The sequence below is a fragment of the Citrobacter sp. RHBSTW-01013 genome (assembly GCF_013781985.1).
Taxonomy (GTDB): domain Bacteria; phylum Pseudomonadota; class Gammaproteobacteria; order Enterobacterales; family Enterobacteriaceae; genus Citrobacter; species Citrobacter braakii.
The window spans coordinates 4,932,112-4,952,674 of record NZ_CP056185.1; the positions used below are offsets into that span (position 1 = coordinate 4,932,112).

Below are 20,563 nucleotides of genomic sequence, written 5' to 3' on the forward strand. Positions count from 1 at the left end.
GAATATCTGCTGGCCTGACCTCACTACGGTTTCACATCTTCCACACGCATGCCTTTGAGTTGTTCATCCGTCAGCGTATTTCCCGCTTTGAAATAATCCACGACCGCATTAGAGACATAGTAACCGCCGGATGTGTTACGCGCTTTACCTTCAGTAAATGTCGTGAAACCATCACCGCCGTCAGCCAGGAAGCTATTGGTGGCAATGTGATAAACCGTGGCATCCTCAATGGGTTTGCCGTTTAACGTCAATACGCTAACCCGCAGATCAACCGGTTTACTGCTGTCATACTTCATCTCCAGTCCTTTGGACACCTGCAATACACCGTTGCTTAAACCCGCGCCGTGCTCCATCAGGCTACGTAACTGCTTCCCGGTGAGATCCATGGTTGCCAGCTCATTCGGGAACGGGAAGGTGCTAATGACTGCGCCCATGGTGATGACTCCAGCAGGGATTTCATTCCGGATGCCGCCCGAGTTAGTGAGCGCTAACTGGGTATCTTTACCCGCCGCAACCAGCAACGCATCTGCCGCCAGATTTCCCAGCGAAGAAGATTCACCGTAAGCACGCGTCAGCTCAACCGGCGCGTTGGCAACCGTCTGCTGCACCACTTTATCGAGCTTTTTATTCCAGCCATCAATGACCTGTTTCGTCTGCGGGTCTGGCTGCCACTCATCAGCAAAAATGGTTTTCAGCTCGAAGTTCTTCACGGTAAATTGATGCGGTTTTTGCTGGTAATCCAGCACCAGTTTACCCACATCAATGCCGCCGCTGTCGGTAGACAGAATCAGGGTGTTACCTACTTTAATCGGCTCCGGCGTGCCCACATGCGCATGACCGGTGATCAGGATGTCCAACCCCTGCACCTGGCCTGCGGTCTGGATGTCTTTATCCAGCGCACGGCGTACATCGGTGCCCCCCAGACTGGACTGACGCGCTGGCGTGCCTTCATGGATCAGCGCCACGGTGAGATCGACTTTGCCTTTCAGCTCATCGATATAGCGTTGCAACCACTTCACTTCATCCCGCGCCTCGATCCCGACACGTGTCGCAGCGGAAACCGTATCATCAAAAGCAAACACGCCGTGCAGGCCAATCACGCCTATCTTTACGCCATCTTTTTCAATAATGGTGTAAGGCTTATCCCAGAACATTTTGCTGCTGTTTTGGTAAAAGATGTTGCCCTGCACGATCGGAAACTTTGCCTGGCTCAGCTGCAGCAGCGTATTGTCCCAACCGTGATCGAATTCATGATTACCCATGGTGACAGCGTCAAAATTCATGGTGTTCATGATATCGATAATCGCCTTCCCCTTGGTCAGGCTGCTGATATATGGCCCGGTGAAATAGTCGCCAGCATCCAAAAACCAGGTGGCGCTATTTTTCGCTTTCTCCTGCTTCACCATCGCCGAGATATTGGCCCAACCGCCAATATCTCGTGTGCCATTGGCAATCCATGGCACTTTATAAGGTTCGACATGGGCATGGAGATCGTTGGTATAAATAATCGTGACATCTTTGGCACTCGCCCAGAGCGGTAAAGATACCAGAACACCGACAGCAAGCATTTTTAGCTTCATAACCAATCCCTTTCAGTCATATAAAGATTCGCTACGTTACGTTCTGAAAGGTTTTTTTATGTGAGAAAACTCACATCCATCGGTGATAGTTGCAGGCCAAAATCAACGACCATTAAAAATCGTTGGTAACAGGATGACGTCACTGTTCACTATCAATTGCTGCAAATCCTTTGGCTGCAAAAATCTGGGGCTGGCGAGTTCAGCTGATTACAGCTGGCCAGAATATCGGCTGGGTTATGCCGCACTGCATTGTCGGGCATGCGGCAGCCTTCCACCGCTGTTTGATGAGGAACAGTTCCGTTGCTGGTTGTCGGCATATTTAGCGGATTTTGCCGCTAATCGTGGTCAGTTTTGCCCATGTTGCTACCAACGAGAAATCATCCGCTATGGGCATAATCCCCAGGGCAGCCAGCGCGTCCAGTGCCGAAACTGCAAAAAAGTGTGGACACCAAAGCAGGCGCCTCCCACCAGCATCGTTTTGCCAGAACAAATAGCGACGATTCCCTTGCTCATCCCTTTTCAGGGCGTTAGTGCAGGCCAGCAACTCTATGTATTACTCTCTTTTGACGCTATTCGCGGCAATGTTCTGCATATTTCCAGCAACTTCACGCCGCACACTGCCGGCATATCATTGCTTTACCGCTGGCGTGGCAGTGCTGAGCCAACAGTCATTCACGACGATATCATTGAGCGAGTGAGTCAGCGGGAAACCCAGTTTTTACGCCGCAGCCAGTTTGATGAAATCCAGTACGGCAGCGCCATACTCAAACGGAACGCCAGCGGCGCGATTTTACGCCCGGTCATTACTGCCCATGGGCATTTCCGCCTGCTGAGCCATCTGTGGCCAGAGGTAAAAACCCATATTATTGCCCACGAATGCTTCCTGCGCGGCGCAGCGATAACCGCATGGGCGGAACAGTTTCGCCATCATCGCGCCTCGCTGTGGTTTATTGATGAAGAAATGAATAGCGATAAGCGCACGCTGCCCTGGCAATTGCTGGGTAAAACGTATCAGGGATGGTGGCGAAATCAGTGGCAAATCTGGCAACGAGGCGATATGCGTAAAATGGTGTGTTTGTTAACGCAGGGGCGGGTTGAAGAAAGCGCGTCAATAACCCTGGCGGCAAGCCATCGTTTTCTCGCCTGGTTGCGGCAACAGACGGAATTTGAGCAAAGTACCCGTTACTCTGCCCATTCGGTGTTTCAGGCGATAAGATCGCTGGCAGATAAATACAACGCCCTCATTGAGGGCGATGTTTACACATGTTATCCGGCAACAAAAACTACAGCAGTTGCGCCAAACGGTTGATGTCTGACTGAATCGCCCCGGCGGTCACATCGCGGCCCGCCCCCGGTCCGCGAATGACCAGCGGGTTATCACGATACCAACGGCTTTCAATGGCGAAGACGTTATCGCACGGCAGTAGTGCCGCCAGCGGGTGCTCAGGGCGTACCGCTTCAACGCCAACGCGTGCCTTACCGTTAGCGTCAAAACGCGCCACATAGCGTAGCACCAGTCCCATTTCACGTGCCGCTTCCAGGCGTTGCACCATCTGCTCGTTCAGCTCATCGCCATTTTCAAAGAAATGGTCAATAGAACCTGCTTCACAGTGCGCAGGCACCAGCGACTCTACGCGCACCTGGTCCGGTTCGATGTCGTAACCCGCTTCACGCGCCAGAATCACCAGCTTGCGCATCACATCTTTGCCGGAAAGATCCACGCGCGGATCAGGTTCAGTCAGACCCTGCTGCCACGCCTGATCCACCAGATCGGTGAACGGGACCGTGCCATCAAATTGCAGGAACAACCACGACAACGTGCCGGAGAAGATCCCGCTGATCGACAGAATAGTATCTCCGCTATCAATCAGATCGCGCACGGTATGGTTGATCGGCAAACCTGCGCCGACGGTGGCGTTATACAGCCAGTGGCGACCGGTTTTTTCAAAGGCGTCATGAATCTGGCGGTAATTATTACTGCTGCTCGCCCCCGCCAGCTTGTTGGCGCTGATAACGTGGAAGCCATGACTGGCGAAATCCAGATACTGCTCCGCCAACTGCTCGCTGGCAGTGACGTCCAGCACCACTAAATCATCATACGGGTGGGCGCGCATCCACAGGAACAATGACTCTTCATCCTGTTCTAGCGCCTCGTCATCGAAGAAGGCCAACGCGCGGCTGGCATCCAGCCCTTCGTAATTCAGCAGACTACGGCGACTATCAACCACTCCTGCCAGCACGAACTCTAATCCGGTACGCGCCGAGAGCGTGCTCTGCTCGCGGGCAAACAGCTCCAGCCAGCGCGACCCAATGTTGCCTTTGCCGAACAGCACCAGACCAATGCGTTTTTCCGCGCGGAAGATTGACTGGTGCAGACCCTGAATCAGGCTCTCCGTTGGCCCGGTACGCAAGACGGCGACCAGGCTAATGCCCTCTTCCGACTGCCAGGTGAATTCGACCGGCTGACCTTTCAGCTGTTGCCAAAAGCGATGGCAGTGCAGCGGGTTACGGGTGACGCCCGCCCCAACCATCGCCACCAGCGCCAGCCCCTGGCGCAGACGCAGTTCGCCCGGCAGGCCAGCTTCATCCAGAATTTTCAGTGCGCCATCAGCGACTTCGGAGGTATAGCAAAATTGCAGCAACTGGCGGTCAGGATGCACACCCACTGCCAGCGGACGCACCTGGGTGCGTTTTAAAATCTGATCAATCTCTTTATAGGCCAGTTTAAAGTCCTGGCCAGTGGGAACCTGAAACTCAATCAGGCAAACGTCGTCATGGCTGGTCACAATACGTGCCCCGGTACCGGAAGCCAGCACGCGTTCAATACGCGTCGATCCCTGCTCCGGCGTATAGCTACAACGCAACTGGAGATCGATATCGCTGCCGGAAACCGGCTGGAGGGTGCGGGCATGAAGAACCGGAGCCGCCAGACGCGCCAGCTCGCTGGCTTCATCCAGACGCAGCAGCGGCAGCAGACAGGCATCTTTTACTTTACGCGGATCCGCGCTGTAAACCCCGGCCACATCGCTCCAGATGGTTACGCGGGAAACCCCCGCCAACGCGCCAACCTGCGTCGCCGAGTAGTCGGAGCCGTTACGCCCCAGCAGTACCGTCTCACCGGCGTTGCTGCGGCTAATGAAACCGGTAACGACCAGGCGTTTGCCCGGATGCTGCGCCAGCAGTTGTTGCAGCAATGGGTAAGAAAGACCTTCATCCACCTGCGGCTGAGCGCCGCGCTCGGCACGTAAAAAATCGCGCGCATCCAGCCAGGCTGACTCCAGCCCCTGTTGGTTAAGGACGGCAGACATCAAACGCGCCGACCACACCTCGCCATGCCCGACGACTTCAGCATAGACGGCATCATTCACGCCGCTGTCGAGTAACCCGGCCAGACGCTCCAGATCGTGAATAAACGCGCCGATCAGCCCATCCGCCACCTCAGGAGGTAACAAACCGCTGATAAGCTCACTCTGATAGCGACGTAACGCCTGTTGAACCTGATGCGCAGACAGACGATCGGTCTGGCTTAATTTTAGCCAGCTAATCAACTGGTTAGTGGTACTGCCTGCGGCTGAAACAACCATCATGTCATCAGGCTGCGAGTACTCCGCCATAATGCCTGCGACACGCAGATAACATTTCACATCAGCCAGACTACTACCACCAAATTTGTGCAGTTGACGACCCTTCGTCCCTGCCTGCGCAATCACACTCATGTTTACCCCTTGTTTGCAGCCCGGAAGCCATTTTCCAGGTCGGCAATTAAATCTTCGCCATCTTCAATACCGGTGGAGATACGCAACAGCGTTTCCGAAATTCCGGCAGCAGCACGCGCTTCTGGCGCCATTCCCGCGTGTGTCATGGTTGCGGCATGGGAGATCAGACTTTCAACGCCCCCTAACGATTCCGCCAGCGTAAACAATGACAACCCGCCGAGGAAGCGACGCAGCGTTTGCTCATCGCCATCCAGCTCAAAACTCAACATCGCGCCAAACCCTTTTTGCTGACGCGCGGCAATCTCATGGCCCTGATTATCCGGCAATGACGGGTGATACAATTTTTTCACCAGCGGCTGAGTTTGCAGATAATCCACAATCGCCTGAGCATTACGTTGCGCCACCTCCATACGAGGTGACAGAGTACGCAGGCCGCGCAACAGCAGATAACTATCAAACGCGCCGCCGGTCACACCAATATTATTCGCCCACCATGCCAGTTCAGTGACCATTTCCGGATCTTTTGCTATCACCACACCAGCCACTACGTCGGAGTGACCGTTTAAATATTTCGTGCATGAATGCAACACCAGATCGGCGCCTAATGCCAGTGGATTTTGCAGTGCCGGGCTTAAAAAAGTGTTGTCCACCACGCTGACCGCACCAGCCTCGCGCGCCAGCTGGCAGATTTTCGCGATATCCACCACGCGCAACAGCGGGTTGCTTGGGCTTTCTACCAGCACCAGCTTCGGTTTTTCCGCCAGTGCCGCCTGCAACGCCTGCTCATCTCCTTGATCGACAAACAGTACGCGATAACAGCCACGCTTTGCCAGGCTGTCAAACAGACGATAGCTCCCGCCGTAGCAGTCGTGTGGTGCGACCAGCAGATCGCCAGGCTTGAGGAATACCGTGGTCACCAGATGAATCGCCGACATGCCGGTATTGGTCAGTACAGCCCCCGCCCCACCTTCCAGTTCCGCCAGCGCACGCTGAACGACATCACGCGTTGGGTTACCGCGGCGCGAATAGTCATGGGCGCGAGGCTCATTAAAACCGGTAAAGTTATAGGTGCTGGAGAGGTGGATCGGCGGGACAACGCAACCGTACTGTTCGTCGTCATTTAACCCGCTACGCACTGCGATGGTGGCCTGTTTACGCGTCATATTGAGGAGATCCTGGCTGAGTCGGTGAAAAGTCAGACACCAGAGTAATCATAGTTACGATAGCCGTCAATACATCTGGACATCTAAACTTCTTTGCGTATAGATTGAGCAAACCGGAAATAGCCGTTAAAATTATATGCATTAGCGTACATCTGCGTCGGCTTACTTCGTGTCAGGGCCACGCCACTACGATAAACTACGCGCAATTATGGTCCGGGCTCAGGTTCTGGCCTCAATATTAATGACAAAGAGGATTAGGTATCTCATGGCTGAATGGAGCGGCGAATATATCAGCCCATACGCTGAGCACGGTAAGAAGAGTGAGCAAGTCAAAAAAATTACGGTTTCCATTCCTCTGAAGGTGTTAAAAATCCTTACCGATGAACGCACGCGTCGTCAGGTTAACAACCTGCGTCACGCCACCAACAGCGAACTGCTGTGTGAAGCGTTTCTGCATGCTTTTACCGGGCAACCATTACCCAACGATGACGACCTGCGTAAAGAGCGCAGCGATGAAATCCCGGAAGAAGCAAAGGTAATCATGCGTGAACTGGGTATCAACCCGGAAACGTGGGAATACTGATTTTTCAAGACAGATGAGAAAAGGCGGGATTACTCCCGCCGCTTCTCACTACGTTACTTACTGATACCATTAAGCTTATTCAATGTTTCTTCCATTTTGAGCGTCTCTTTACGGTTCAATGGATAGAAATAAATCAGAATGACCGCTGCCAAGAACAGGCATAAAGCCGGTAACAGATTTGCCATCGTATAGATGTTTTCCTGCACAATGCTGGTTTGCACAGCGCCACCCGTTGACGAAGATTGATAACCAATGATGGCCAGCATAAAGCCGCCAATAGCCCCAGCGCACGCCTGGCCAACCTTGCGGGCGAAGAAGTTCACGCCATAAACGGTCCCATCCTCACGATCGCCAGTGACATACTGGTGATAATCACACACATCGGTCATAAACGCCCAAATCATCAGGTTGAATAACCCGGCTCCCAGCGTCGCCAGGAACAGGAAAACCAAATAAACCTTCGCGTCGGTAATGTGGGTGAAGTACATAATCACATACATGGCTACCGCAAAGAGCAGCGCGCCTACGCTGGCTTCTTTCTTACCAAAACGCTTCGTGAGCCAGGATGCTGAGGGTGCCAGCAAAACCAGAGAGCCAAAGGTGAAGAGCAATGCAACGGACATGGCCTCTTTGTTATGGAAATAGTCATTAAACAGGTAAGTCATGTTGGTACCAGACAACCCCTGATTAATCACAATCAGCAGATCCACAACCACTAAAACAATCAGCGCTTTATTGCGTATCAACCCCTTCAGCAGCACAGAAACCGGCATGCTCTCTTTTCTTTCCACCCGCACGCGTTCCGTCGTTAACTGACAGGTCAACGTTAAAAAGATAAACCCCAGCACAGAACAACCAATGGCAATCCAGAAGAAATGCTGCCCAGAGATCACCTGGCTTCCGTCCACCAGAGTGGTGTACATCAGGATCGGAATAAAAAAGCCGGTTGTCCCGCCACCGATGGCGGACCCAACGCTGCGCCAGGTTGACAGCGATACGCGATCTTCCGGATTCGAGCTAATCGCCGCAGACATGGCGCCATACGGAATACTCACTGTCGATAACAGCGAACCGTAAATAAAATAGGAACAGCAGATGTAGATAATTTTCGCCGTATAAGAAAAATCATGCACAAACGGCAGGAACAGAACGACCGCAATGATGCAAAACGGGTACTTCATGCGGCGCACCCAGGGGTTAAATCGTCCATGAACCGTCAGTTTAGAGGTATCACATAAGCGCCCTACGCCAACGTCGACAAACGCATCAAAGAGTTTGGTCACAAAATAGAGTGAACCAACAATAACACCGGAAATACCGAGTACGTTGGTGTAATAAATCATTAAAAAACTATTTACCAGTCCAAGAATAAAACAGGTTCCGAGGTCACCACATAAATAACCGAATTTATCTCTTAATCCGAAAGGCCTGACGGCAATATTTTGACTGCTTCCGATCATTGTTCCATCATTAGACATGATGTTAACTCCTTAGACACATTATTCACGCAAACTATGCGTATACCGATGCTCAGCGTAATAAATCGATACGAAGTGTATTAACGGTCAGAAGTTATAACCGAGACCAACGCGATAGCGGGTCTGACGATCGTCTGTGGTTGTGGTGTTATACCCCGAGGAAACGTTACCTACCTCAACAAATGGAACCCATGAGCCTATTTTATACGCCACACGGAAGTTATATTCGTAATCGTCTTTTCGGTTGTTATATAAATCTTCGCTATCGGCAATTTTATAAATACCGTTCAGCTCAAACATCCAGTCATTGATGTTGTAACCGAGCCATGCTTCCGGACGATAGACCATGCGATCATCCTTGCCGTCAGTGTTTCTGCGCATGTACTCCTGACGATAGCGGAACGCGGTCCACCAATGGTCATTGATGTTATACTGCACACGAATATAAGGCTTATAAATCGCGATGTTATCGCCCGTTTCGATCGCAATACCCGGCTGCCAGATAAGGTCCTTCCAGGTGAACTGGTAGCTTGCCGTATACTCGTTGCCATTACTTTCCATATTATTCCACGCATCATTAGATTGCGTATTTTCGGAACGTGAAATGGCCTCGACTGCGACACCAAAACCAGTAGCAAAACGATGCGACATATAAACACGGTCGTAATTACGACCATCATCATAATATTCATGTCGATAATCAACATAACCCGCTTGCGCGGCCGCAGAGAATAATGAAATCAGTAATAACGCGGATTTAAATTTCATGACCATCCCTCTTCACACTAAATCTAGGAAATTGCCCATCTCGCTCCGTCCATAAATGAAGAAACGATGAAGGAATAAGAATAATTTTATATTTCCACGAAAGTGTATTTTAGAAAGAAGGAAGAAACCTTTGGTATTTTGCCAAAGATTGGCATAAGTGGCAAAAACAAGAAGATAAAAACGATGCAGATCACCAGTTGAAACATTTTGTCGTAAAAATAAAAACGCTGTTTTATTTATTAAATAAAAGACATCATTCAATACATCAATACGAATTTCAGTCTGCAGGCGCAGATACAAAAAAAGCGCCATAAGGCGCTTTTTTCTGACAGCTGAAACTTACTTGCTGCCTGGGATGCTGAAACGCTTGTTGAAGCGATCAACACGGCCACCGGTAGCAACATCACGCTGCTTGCCAGTATAGAACGGGTGGCACTGACCGCACACGTCCAGGTTCAGATCGTGACCGACGGTAGAGCGGATTTTCATGACGTTACCGCAAGAGCAGTTTGCAGTAATTTCTTCGTATTTCGGGTGAATATCTTTTTTCATGGGAAAACCTCGGTTTAAGGCCGCGTCGCTCTTCCAGCCCTAACGCCAGACACCACGCGATGTTAATTATTCCCCGTCACCTTTCACGCTGCATCAACAGCCTGAAACTCTCGGGTAATGGTCATTGTTTGACGCAATCAATTTGCATCAAAGGCGGCGAATCATACAGAAATTAACCTGCTCATGCAAACTGATCCGCATTCTACCCTTCACTAATGTGTATACTAACCCGCCAGATTTCAAGTCAGGATGATTCAATGCCCGTTGCGCACGTTGCCTTACCCGTTCCGCTACCTCGCACCTTTGACTACCTTCTGCCAGAAGGCATGAGCGCCAAAGCTGGGTGTCGTGTACGCGTGCCCTTTGGCAAGCAACAGGAGCGCGTGGGCATCGTTCTATCCGTCAGCGAGCACAGCGAACTGCCGCTGAGCGAATTGAAAGCCGTTCTCGAAGTGCTGGACAGCGAGCCGGTTTATTCGACCTCCGTCTGGCGTCTGCTGCTGTGGGCGGCTGACTATTATCACCATCCTATCGGCGACGTACTGTTTCACGCCCTACCGATTCTGCTGCGCCAGGGACGCCCGGCGACAAACGCGCCCATATGGTACTGGTTTGCCACTGAAGAAGGTCAGGTTATTGATCTCAACAGCCTGAAGCGCTCTCCCAAGCAGCAGCAGGCGCTGGCTGCGCTACGCCAGGGAAAAATCTGGCGCGACCAGGTGGCTGAGCTCGAATTTAATGACGCCGCATTACAGGCGCTGCGGAAAAAAGGGCTGTGCGATCTGGCGAGCGAAACACCAGGCTTTAGCGACTGGCGTACCCACTACGCGGTTTCAGGTGAGCGTCTTCGACTGAACACCGAGCAAGCCACCGCCGTCGGAGCAATTCACAGCGCCGCGGACAGTTTTAGCGCCTGGCTATTAGCGGGCGTGACGGGCTCAGGCAAAACAGAGGTCTATCTAAGCGTACTGGAAAATGTCCTGGCCCAGGGCAAACAGGCGCTGGTGATGGTGCCGGAGATTGGCCTGACGCCGCAAACTATTGCCCGTTTTCGCGAACGCTTCAATGCGCCGGTCGAAGTCCTGCACTCCGGTTTGAACGACAGCGAACGTCTTTCGGCCTGGCTGAAAGCAAAAAATGGCGAAGCGGCGATTGTTATCGGCACGCGCTCGTCGCTGTTTACACCGTTTAAAAATCTCGGCGTGATTGTCATCGACGAAGAGCACGACAGCTCTTATAAACAGCAGGAAGGCTGGCGCTATCATGCGCGCGATCTCGCGGTTTATCGCGCCCACAGCGAGCAGATCCCGATTATTCTCGGCTCAGCCACTCCGGCTCTGGAAACGCTGTGCAACGTGCGACAGAAAAAATATCGCATGCTGCGCCTGACGCGCCGTGCCGGAAATGCGCGCCCCGCCACTCAGCACGTGCTGGATCTCAAAGGTCAGCAGGTGCAGGCCGGACTTGCCCCTGCGCTTATCACCCGTATGCGTCAGCACCTGCAGGCGGATAACCAGGTGATTCTGTTTTTGAACCGCCGGGGCTTTGCTCCTGCGCTGCTGTGCCATGACTGCGGCTGGATTGCCGAATGTCCGCGCTGCGATCACTACTACACGCTGCATCAGGCACAGCACCATTTACGCTGCCACCACTGCGACAGCCAGCGCCCAATACCACGTCAGTGCCCTTCCTGCGGCTCAACGCATATGGTTCCGGTTGGACTCGGCACCGAACAGCTTGAGCAGGCTCTGACCCCTTTTTTCCCCGGCGTGCCAATCTCACGCATCGATCGCGACACCACCAGCCGTAAAGGGTCGCTGGAGCAGCATCTGGCGGAAGTACATCGCGGCGGCGCACGAATTCTGATCGGCACGCAAATGCTGGCCAAAGGCCACCACTTCCCGGACGTCACCCTGGTGGCGCTTCTGGACGTTGACGGCGCACTATTTTCTGCAGATTTCCGGTCGGCAGAACGCTTCGCCCAGCTTTACACGCAGGTCTCCGGGCGAGCAGGACGCGCCGGGAAACAGGGCGAAGTGGTGCTACAAACGCACCATCCTGAACATCCGCTGCTGCAAACTTTGCTGTACAAAGGTTATGACGCGTTTGCCGAGCAGGCGCTGGCCGAGCGACAAACGCTCCAGCTTCCACCGTGGACCAGCCATGTGATCGTGCGGGCAGAAGATCATAACAACCAGCATGCGCCTATGTTCTTACAACAGTTGCGAAATCTGATCCAGGCCAGTCCGCTTGCAGATGACAAACTGTGGGTGCTCGGCCCAGTTCCCGCCCTGGCCCCCAAGCGCGGCGGTCGCTATCGCTGGCAAATTTTGTTGCAACATCCGTCGCGAATTCGCCTGCAGCATATCGTCAGCGGCACACTGGCGCTGATCAATACGTTACCCGATGCACGTAAGGTTAAATGGGTGCTGGATGTCGATCCCATCGAGGGATAATCCCTCACGATGCGAGGCGGATCGTAAAATTAAAGATCCATCACACTTTTTATGAAAATTCTGTAACCGCTTCCATTAACTATCTGATAAAAATGTTTCAGATGAAGGCTATTCAAGGACGAGTCTGTGCCAGCAGCTCTCTGGCGAGGAGAAAGAGTGAAACCGAATAAGCAGGTTGCCGCCGCTACGATGAAAGATGTTGCTCTGAAGGCGAAAGTCTCAACGGCAACCGTATCCCGCGCATTAATGAACCCGGACAAAGTCTCGCAGTCAACCCGTAACAAGGTTGAACAGGCAGCGCTGGAAGTGGGATATTTACCCCAATCAATGGGACGCAACGTTAAGCGTAATGAATCACGTACCATTCTGGTGATTGTGCCGGATATCTGCGATCCGTTTTTTAGCGAAGTGATTCGCGGCATAGAAGTGACCGCCGCTGAGCAGGGATATCTGGTGCTTATCGGCGACTGCGCCCACCAGAATCAGCAGGAAAAGACCTTCCTCAACCTCATTATCACCAAGCAGATCGATGGCATGGTGCTGCTCAGTTCGCGCCTGCCGTTTGATGCCAGCGTGGAAGAGCAGCGCAACTTGCCGCCGATGGTCATGTCCAACGAGTTCGCGCCAGAGCTGGAACTCCCCACCGTGCACATTGATAATCTCACTGCCGCCTTCAACGCGATGAACTATCTGCTGGAACTGGGGCATAAACGCATTGGCTGTATCGCCGGACCAGAGGATATGCCGCTGTGCCATTACCGTCTGCAAGGTTACGTTCAGGCATTGCGTCGCAGTGGAATTACGGTCGATCCGCATTTCATCGCGCGTGGTGACTTTACCTATGAAGCGGGAGCCAATGCGCTTAAGCAACTCCTTGAGCTTCCACAGCCACCTACTGCGGTCTTTTGCCACAGCGATGTCATGGCGCTGGGGGCACTCTCTTACGCCAAACGTCAGGGTCTGAAGGTACCTGACGATTTATCCATCATTGGCTTTGATAATATTTCGCTCACGGAATTTTGTGATCCACCCCTGACAACCGTCGCACAGCCGCGTTTCGATATCGGACGTGAAGCTATGCTGTTACTGCTCGATCAATTACAAGGTCAGAACGTCAGCAGTGGCTCACGTTTACTGGACTGCGAGCTTATTATTCGGGGCACTACCCGGGCACTGACGTAAAGTAAAGTGCTTTCGGACTCCCCTGTCTGGTCAAAGGCCCGCCGCTTAAGTAACATGGCGGGCTGACGAACGAATAAATACAGCGAAACGATAGTGGCACAACGAGATTATGTACGTCGCGGCCAACCGGCACCTTCGCGGCGCAAGAAGAGCACATCACGGAAAAAACAACGCAATACGCCTGCGGTATCGCCCGCTATGGTTGCTATTGCTGCAGCCGTACTCGTGACCTTTATCGGTGGTCTGTACTTCATTACGCATCACAAGAAAGAAGAGTCCGAAACGCTGCAAAACCAGAAAGTCACCGGTAATGGCATCCCGCCAAAACCGGAAGAGCGCTGGCGATACATCAAAGAGCTGGAAAGCCGTCAGCCTGGCGTACGTGCGCCTACCGAACCGTCTGCAGGCGGCGAGGTACTGAACGCCGATCAGCTTACCAATGAGCAGCGCCAGTTGTTGGCGCAAATGCAGGCCGATATGCGCCAACAGCCAACGCAGCTCAACGAAGTACCGTGGAACGAACAAACTGCGGAACAACGCCAGCAAACGCTGCAGCGTCAACGTCAGGTGCAACAGCAGCAGTGGAATAACACCCAACAGCAGGCTCAACAGCCGCGCCAACGGGTAACGGAACAGCCGTACCAGCAGCAGCAAACGCGTACTGCGCAAACCGCACCGGTACAGCAGCCGAAGGCGCAGCCAAAACCTGCGGCCCAACAGCCGTATCAGGATCTACTGCAAACACCTGCGCATACCACCGCCGCTCAGCCGAAAACGCAGCCGGCCGCGCCGATAACAAATGAAACGCAGCCGCCAAAACAGACGGCGGAGAAAAAAGATGAACGCCGCTGGATGGTACAGTGCGGCTCATTTAAAGGCGCTGAGCAGGCAGAAACCGTGCGCGCGCAGTTGGCTTTTGAAGGCTTCAACTCACGTATTACCACCAATAACGGCTGGAATCGCGTGGTCATTGGTCCGGTCAAAGGCAAAGAGAATGCCGACAACACCATCAGCCGCCTGAAAGTGGCTGGTCACACAAACTGCATTCGACTCGCCACTGGGGGTTGAAACCCCCAAAATCCCCCCCATCTATACTTGCATTACGCCCCGCATACTGCGCGGGGCCTGTGTTTTGCATTTGTAACCAAGGGGTCTGCTCGTGACAACAATAGTAAGCGTACGCCGTAACGGCCATGTGGTAATCGCCGGTGATGGTCAGGCCACACTGGGTAACACCGTAATGAAAGGCAACGTGAAGAAAGTCCGCCGTCTGTACAACGACAAAGTCATCGCGGGCTTTGCGGGCGGTACTGCGGATGCATTCACGCTGTTTGAACTGTTTGAACGCAAGCTGGAAATGCACCAGGGTCACCTGGTGAAAGCTGCCGTTGAACTGGCAAAAGACTGGCGTACTGACCGTATGCTGCGCAAACTCGAAGCGCTGCTGGCCGTTGCGGATGAAACTGCATCACTCATCATCACCGGTAACGGCGACGTCATCCAGCCAGAAAACGATCTGATTGCCATCGGCTCCGGCGGTCCCTACGCCCAGGCTGCTGCACGCGCTCTGCTGGAAAACACCGAGCTTGGCGCACGCGAGATTGCTGAGAAAGCGTTGGATATTGCAGGGGATATCTGCATTTATACCAACCACTTCCATACCATCGAAGAATTGAACTCCAAAGCGTAAGGATCCCCCATGTCTGAAATGACCCCACGCGAAATTGTCAGCGAACTGAACAAACACATCATCGGCCAGGATAACGCTAAGCGTTCCGTGGCGATTGCCCTGCGTAACCGCTGGCGCCGCATGCAGCTCAACGAAGAGCTACGCCATGAAGTTACGCCGAAAAACATTCTGATGATTGGCCCAACCGGCGTCGGTAAAACCGAAATCGCCCGTCGTCTGGCAAAACTGGCCAACGCGCCGTTCATCAAAGTTGAAGCAACAAAATTCACCGAAGTCGGCTATGTTGGTAAAGAAGTTGACTCTATCATCCGCGATCTGACCGATGCTGCCATCAAAATGGTCCGCGTTCAGGCCATCGAGAAAAACCGCTTCCGTGCCGAAGAGATGGCGGAAGAGCGCATTCTCGACGTGCTGATCCCACCGGCTAAAAATAACTGGGGACAGTCAGAGCAGCCGCAGGAACCTTCTGCAGCGCGTCAGGCGTTCCGTAAAAAACTGCGTGAAGGCCAGCTGGATGATAAAGAGATCGAAATCGATCTCGCGGCCGCACCGATGGGCGTTGAAATCATGGCGCCTCCGGGAATGGAAGAGATGACCAGCCAGCTACAGTCCATGTTCCAGAACCTGGGCGGTCAGAAGCAAAAACCGCGTAAGCTGAAAATCAAAGACGCGATGAAGCTGCTGATTGAAGAAGAAGCGGCCAAACTGGTGAATCCGGAAGAGCTGAAACAGGAAGCTATCGACGCCGTTGAGCAACACGGAATCGTGTTTATCGACGAAATCGACAAAATCTGTAAGCGCGGCGAATCCTCCGGCCCGGACGTGTCCCGTGAAGGCGTACAGCGCGACCTGCTGCCGCTGGTTGAAGGCTGCACGGTCTCCACTAAACACGGTATGGTGAAAACAGACCACATTCTGTTTATCGCCTCTGGCGCATTCCAGGTAGCGAAACCGTCTGACCTGATCCCGGAACTTCAGGGTCGTCTGCCGATTCGTGTCGAGCTGCAGGCGCTGACCACCAGCGATTTTGAGCGTATCCTTACCGAACCGAATGCCTCCATCACCGTCCAGTACAAAGCGCTGATGGCGACCGAAGGTGTGGACATCAACTTCACCGAATCGGGCATTAAACGCATTGCCGAAGCGGCCTGGCAGGTCAATGAAACCACCGAAAACATCGGTGCACGTCGTCTGCATACCGTTCTCGAGCGTCTGATGGAAGATATTTCCTATGATGCGAGCGATTTAAACGGCCAAAGCATCACAATTGATGCCGAATATGTGAGCAAACATCTGGATGCGCTGGTCGCAGATGAAGATCTGAGCCGTTTTATCCTATAATCGCGTTCAATGCATTTTCATCACTGTTGATGGGGCTGATAAAGCCCCATTTTTATTGGCGCTAAATATGACTGAACAACAAAAAATTAGCCGCTCACAAGCCTGGCTGGAAAGTTTACGACCTAAGACCTTACCGCTCGCCTTCGCGGCGATCATCGTCGGTACGGCATTAGCATGGTGGCAAGGATACTTCGATCCGCTGGTTGCTCTGTTGGCATTGATTACGGCAGGACTGCTGCAAATTCTGTCCAACCTCGCTAACGACTATGGCGATGCGGTCAAAGGCAGCGACAAGCCCGACCGCATTGGACCGCTGCGCGGTATGCAAAAAGGGGTTATCACCCAACAGCAGATGAAGCGTGCGCTGATCGTCACCGTGGTGTTGATTTGTCTGTCAGGTCTGGCCCTGGTTGCTGTGGCCTGCCACACGCTGGCGGATTTTGTCGGTTTCCTGGTACTTGGTGGCCTGTCGATTATCGCGGCGATCACCTACACCGTGGGTAATCGCCCTTACGGATATATCGGTCTGGGCGATATTTCCGTGCTGGTATTCTTTGGCTGGCTTAGCGTGATGGGAAGCTGGTATCTGCAGGCGCATACGCTGATTCCGGCGCTGATTCTGCCTGCCACCGCCTGTGGCCTGCTGGCAACTGCCGTGCTCAACGTCAACAACCTGCGCGATATCAACAGCGACAGAGAGAACGGCAAGAACACGCTGGTAGTACGTTTAGGTGCCGTCAATGCCCGCCGCTACCATGCCTGCCTGCTGATGGGTACGCTGGTCTGCCTGGCGCTGTTTAACCTGTTTTCGCTACAAAGTCTGTGGGGATGGCTGTTTATCCTTGCCGCTCCGCTGCTTTTCAAACAGGCGCGTTACGTGATGCGCGAAATAGATCCTGCGGCAATGCGTCCGATGCTGGAACGCACCGTAAAAGCGGCGCTATTAACTAACTTGCTGTTTGTCGTTGGAATTTTCTTAAGTCAGTGGTCTCTTTAACTGACAAATATCAATTAACAATTGATGATTTTGCCAACAGTACACATAGCGCGATATACTAAAAATTCTCGCAGCAACTGAACGTTAAGCCTATGAAATACGATACATCCGAGCTTTGTGACATCTATCAGGAAGATGTCAACGTCGTGGAACCGCTGTTCTCTAACTTTGGAGGACGGTCGTCGTTTGGCGGACAAATCATCACGGTAAAATGTTTCGAGGACAACGGGTTGCTGTACGATCTGCTCGAACAAAATGGCCGTGGTCGCATTCTGCTGGTCGATGGCGGCGGTTCTGTCCGTCGTGCGCTGGTCGATGCCGAACTGGCACGACTGGCCGTACAGAATGAATGGGAAGGTCTGGTCATCTACGGCTCGGTCCGCCAGGTAGACGATCTGGAAGAACTGGATATCGGCATTCAGGCGATTGCCGCAATTCCGGTAGGTGCTTCAGGAGAAGGTATTGGGGAAAGCGATGTGCGCGTCAACTTTGGCGGCGTGACATTCTTCTCCGGCGACCACCTGTACGCCGACAACACCGGGATAATCCTCTCCGAAGACCCGCTCGATATCGAGTAAGTGAAAAAGGCCATCAGCAAGTTTGGTGGCCTTTTATTTTCTTCATTCATCCGATTTGTAGTGAATGACCTTAACATCATAATTCCCAGCTCTTGCTTCAACAACGACACTCATCATCTCGCGACTTGCAGGATAAGATTCAACGTATGCGTTTAATTTTTCTTCTGCTCTGTGAATATCATTCTTAGGTATCCCCGTAAAAACTATTTCACTGCGTTGAAGATGGCTACCCTCATCTGTATGGCTTACAAAAAACCAGTCGCTGGATACCCTTGGAACCTGTTTAATCAATTTCGGCGTTAATAACTGATAAATTAATAAATCATGCTGCGTATAACATTTTTTTGTAAAGACACTCACCATGAAATAACAATAAAGCAGCGCAAAAAAAAGCATAGATGCAATAATAACACCTAATCGTCGAAACGTCATATACGGCGTTCCCGAACATAATTTGGACTCACAACTGGTTTTATTACATCCATAAATAAGTGTAAGGCCAAAAATCCTGTAAGGGTTCGAAACGATGTGACGTACTCAAGAATATAGACAAAGCAATACCTTGCAGAATTCGCTCCTGCAATCCTCGTCGCACCATGAATCTACGATATATACCAGTATTAATATTTAGACCGTGAATGCTTTTAGACATACTTTGATGGTAATTTACTTCGTAATATTCACTATCACCACCACGAGGTCTTGTCATTTCAAACCATAATTTTTCAGCGCCTGCCGGATTAGCGTGGCCTAGATCAATCCACCCTAGATTATCTGTATAGATAAGACCATATCTAATATCTCTGGTGATAAATCGATCCGAATTATCAATAATATCGTTTCTTTTTGTCATATCGTATTCTTTGAAATTTGAGAATTACGATATCCTAAAGTCTACATAGTAAAAAGGCATCCATTATGGATGCCTTTTTAAAGAAATCAGAATTAGACTTCTTCCATACGCCCCAACAGGGCATGCAGACGATCCTGCCAGCCGTTCTGCTGTTCTTTCAGGTTGTTGTTCTCACGCTCCAGCTCTTCACGCTGCTGCTGTGCAGACTGAACTTCCTGCGACAGTGAGTTGTTCTTTTCTTTCAGCTCTTCGATTTCCATCTGCAACAGCGTGATGGTATCAATCGCCTGCTGTACTTTTGCTTCCAGTTTCTCAAACACTTCTAATGACATCGTCATACCTCTCCTGAATTGCAAGGCGTTGATGGATAAAAATCCTCGTCCCGATAACCGGCGACGCCTTAATAAAAACGAGCGCACTCTACTTAACACCGATTGTATGAAGCCGCGTCATCCCTGTCCAGCGGCATCCCGCGCAGATTGCGGTTTGCAACACTTTTCGTCTTTCTCCTGGTGACATTACTATCATAACTCTTAAGTGTTAACGAATTGATCATTGAAATGATTCAGCTCACACTATTTTTGTATAACAAATACCGCGAAATGGCGCGATAACGCTCATTTTGTTGATGGAGTACACACATTTCAATTTCGATATTTCTCGTTTTTGAGCGTTAACGATAAATTAACAGTGTGCCTACCGGCTCCGGGGATGTCAGTGACCTTCTCGCATACAATAAACATTAAACTCTCTTCAGGATCCGATTATGAGTCAAACATCAACCTTAAAAGGCCAGTGCATTGCTGAATTCCTCGGTACCGGGTTGTTGATTTTCTTCGGTGTGGGATGTGTCGCTGCACTCAAAGTTGCTGGGGCTACTTTTGGTCAGTGGGAAATCAGTATCATCTGGGGTCTGGGGGTAGCGATGGCTATCTATCTGACCGCAGGCGTTTCTGGTGCACACCTGAATCCAGCAGTAACCATCGCACTCTGGCTGTTCGCCTGTTTTGATAAACGCAAAGTTGCTCCTTTTATTATTTCGCAAATTGCCGGCGCCTTTTGCGCAGCGGCACTGGTTTACGGGCTTTATTACAATCTTTTCATCGATTTCGAACAAACTAACCATATCGTGCGCGGCAGTACCGAGAGTCTGGGTCTGGCAGGTACTTTCTCGACCTATCCGAACCCGCATATCAATTTTGTGCAGGCCTTCGCGGTTGAAATGGTCATTACCGCTATTCTAATGGGGCTGATTCTGGCTCTGACCGACGATGGTAACGGTGTACCTCGTGGTCCGCTGGCACCACTGCTGATCGGCTTGTTGATTGCCGTTATTGGTGCTTCCATGGGTCCGCTGACAGGTTTTGCGATGAACCCGGCACGTGACTTCGGACCGAAACTCTTCGCCTGGATGGCCGGATGGGGTGAGATTGCCTTCACGGGTGGTCGTGATATCCCTTACTTCCTGGTCCCGGTGTTTGGCCCGATTACCGGCGCGATTTTAGGCGCATGGGCATATCGCAAACTGATTGGTCGCCATTTACCGTGCGATGTCTGCGCGATTGAAGAGAAAGACGTTGCGACCAACACTCAACAAAAAGCTTCGCAGTAATGTGACTACGGGAC

At 51.9% G+C, this 20,563-nt stretch carries 20 protein-coding genes; 10 read left to right on the forward strand and 10 right to left on the reverse strand.

The window, feature by feature from the left end; translation table 11 throughout:
- Positions 1-23: 23 nt before the first annotated feature.
- Positions 24-1,580: a bifunctional UDP-sugar hydrolase/5'-nucleotidase gene (locus tag HV350_RS23575; protein WP_181629418.1), complete on the reverse strand. Its 1,557-nt coding sequence runs from the start codon at positions 1,578-1,580 to the stop codon at positions 24-26.
- Positions 1,581-1,713: 133 nt separating this feature from the next.
- On the opposite strand from HV350_RS23575, the gene HV350_RS23580 reads away from it, so the two are divergent.
- Positions 1,714-2,889 carry a cytoplasmic protein gene (locus HV350_RS23580; protein ID WP_181629420.1) on the forward strand — a complete coding sequence of 392 codons (1,176 nt, stop codon included), beginning with the start codon at positions 1,714-1,716 and terminating at the stop codon, positions 2,887-2,889.
- Here the strand turns inward: HV350_RS23580 and metL are convergent.
- Both metL and metB read right to left on the reverse strand, forming a co-directional pair.
- On the reverse strand, positions 2,864-5,296 hold the full coding sequence (gene metL / locus HV350_RS23585) for a bifunctional aspartate kinase/homoserine dehydrogenase II (protein ID WP_016157920.1): 2,433 nt from the start codon (positions 5,294-5,296) through the stop codon (positions 2,864-2,866). The two genes, HV350_RS23580 and metL, sit on opposite strands and share 26 nt — an antisense overlap.
- A gap of 2 nt (positions 5,297-5,298) precedes the next feature.
- Entirely contained in the window at positions 5,299-6,459 is a 1,161-nt protein-coding gene (gene metB / locus HV350_RS23590) for a cystathionine gamma-synthase (RefSeq protein ID WP_016155267.1), read from the reverse strand.
- Positions 6,460-6,724: 265 nt separating this feature from the next.
- Here metB and metJ point away from each other — a divergent pair, with 265 nt between their 5' ends.
- On the forward strand, positions 6,725-7,042 hold the full coding sequence (gene metJ, locus HV350_RS23595; protein WP_003825168.1) for a met regulon transcriptional regulator MetJ: 318 nt from the start codon (positions 6,725-6,727) through the stop codon (positions 7,040-7,042).
- Between the two features lie 53 nt (positions 7,043-7,095).
- On the opposite strand, the gene HV350_RS23600 is transcribed toward metJ, so the two are convergent.
- From HV350_RS23600 to rpmE, 4 genes are all read right to left on the reverse strand, one after another.
- Positions 7,096-8,520, reverse strand: a complete 1,425-nt coding sequence (locus tag HV350_RS23600) for a glycoside-pentoside-hexuronide (GPH):cation symporter (protein WP_181629421.1) — start codon at positions 8,518-8,520, stop codon at positions 7,096-7,098.
- 87 nt (positions 8,521-8,607) lie between these two features.
- Positions 8,608-9,288: an oligogalacturonate-specific porin KdgM family protein gene (locus HV350_RS23605; protein ID WP_115191123.1), complete on the reverse strand. Its 681-nt coding sequence runs from the start codon at positions 9,286-9,288 to the stop codon at positions 8,608-8,610.
- Positions 9,289-9,300: 12 nt separating this feature from the next.
- Positions 9,301-9,600 (reverse strand): hypothetical protein, encoded by a 300-nt coding sequence (locus tag HV350_RS23610; protein ID WP_181629423.1) that lies wholly within the window; start codon positions 9,598-9,600, stop codon positions 9,301-9,303.
- Between the two features lie 27 nt (positions 9,601-9,627).
- Entirely contained in the window at positions 9,628-9,840 is a 213-nt protein-coding gene (rpmE, locus tag HV350_RS23615) for a 50S ribosomal protein L31 (RefSeq protein WP_008787040.1), read from the reverse strand.
- A 257-nt stretch (positions 9,841-10,097) separates the two neighbouring features.
- Between rpmE and priA the strand changes: the two genes are divergently transcribed.
- From priA to rraA, 7 genes are all read left to right on the forward strand, one after another.
- A complete protein-coding gene (priA, locus tag HV350_RS23620; RefSeq protein ID WP_049269708.1) occupies positions 10,098-12,296 on the forward strand; it encodes a primosomal protein N' in 2,199 nt (732 codons plus the stop codon).
- Between the two features lie 156 nt (positions 12,297-12,452).
- Positions 12,453-13,478, forward strand: a complete 1,026-nt coding sequence (gene cytR, locus HV350_RS23625; RefSeq protein WP_016157916.1) for a DNA-binding transcriptional regulator CytR — start codon at positions 12,453-12,455, stop codon at positions 13,476-13,478.
- Between the two features lie 93 nt (positions 13,479-13,571).
- Entirely contained in the window at positions 13,572-14,546 is a 975-nt protein-coding gene (gene ftsN, locus HV350_RS23630) for a cell division protein FtsN (RefSeq protein ID WP_071600361.1), read from the forward strand.
- A gap of 91 nt (positions 14,547-14,637) precedes the next feature.
- Positions 14,638-15,168, forward strand: a complete 531-nt coding sequence (hslV, locus tag HV350_RS23635) for an ATP-dependent protease subunit HslV (RefSeq protein ID WP_003028805.1) — start codon at positions 14,638-14,640, stop codon at positions 15,166-15,168.
- 9 nt (positions 15,169-15,177) lie between these two features.
- A complete protein-coding gene (hslU, locus tag HV350_RS23640; protein ID WP_003028803.1) occupies positions 15,178-16,509 on the forward strand; it encodes an HslU--HslV peptidase ATPase subunit in 1,332 nt (443 codons plus the stop codon).
- A gap of 67 nt (positions 16,510-16,576) precedes the next feature.
- Positions 16,577-17,506: a 1,4-dihydroxy-2-naphthoate polyprenyltransferase gene (gene menA / locus HV350_RS23645; protein WP_181629425.1), complete on the forward strand. Its 930-nt coding sequence runs from the start codon at positions 16,577-16,579 to the stop codon at positions 17,504-17,506.
- A gap of 92 nt (positions 17,507-17,598) precedes the next feature.
- Positions 17,599-18,084 (forward strand): ribonuclease E activity regulator RraA, encoded by a 486-nt coding sequence (rraA, locus tag HV350_RS23650; protein ID WP_008787034.1) that lies wholly within the window; start codon positions 17,599-17,601, stop codon positions 18,082-18,084.
- 42 nt (positions 18,085-18,126) lie between these two features.
- Here the strand turns inward: rraA and HV350_RS23655 are convergent, their stop codons facing one another.
- The 3 genes from HV350_RS23655 to zapB form a co-directional block, all read right to left on the reverse strand.
- Positions 18,127-18,516 (reverse strand): hypothetical protein, encoded by a 390-nt coding sequence (locus tag HV350_RS23655; protein ID WP_094761942.1) that lies wholly within the window; start codon positions 18,514-18,516, stop codon positions 18,127-18,129.
- Positions 18,517-18,559: 43 nt separating this feature from the next.
- Complete coding sequence (locus HV350_RS23660; protein WP_225622914.1) at positions 18,560-18,937, reverse strand: hypothetical protein; 378 nt, start codon at positions 18,935-18,937, stop codon at positions 18,560-18,562.
- A 92-nt stretch (positions 18,938-19,029) separates the two neighbouring features.
- Entirely contained in the window at positions 19,030-19,275 is a 246-nt protein-coding gene (gene zapB, locus HV350_RS23665; RefSeq protein WP_019077914.1) for a septal ring assembly protein ZapB, read from the reverse strand.
- 428 nt (positions 19,276-19,703) lie between these two features.
- Between zapB and HV350_RS23670 the strand changes: the two genes are divergently transcribed.
- Positions 19,704-20,549, forward strand: a complete 846-nt coding sequence (locus HV350_RS23670) for an MIP/aquaporin family protein (RefSeq protein WP_016155255.1) — start codon at positions 19,704-19,706, stop codon at positions 20,547-20,549.
- The last annotated feature ends 14 nt before the right edge of the window (positions 20,550-20,563 follow it).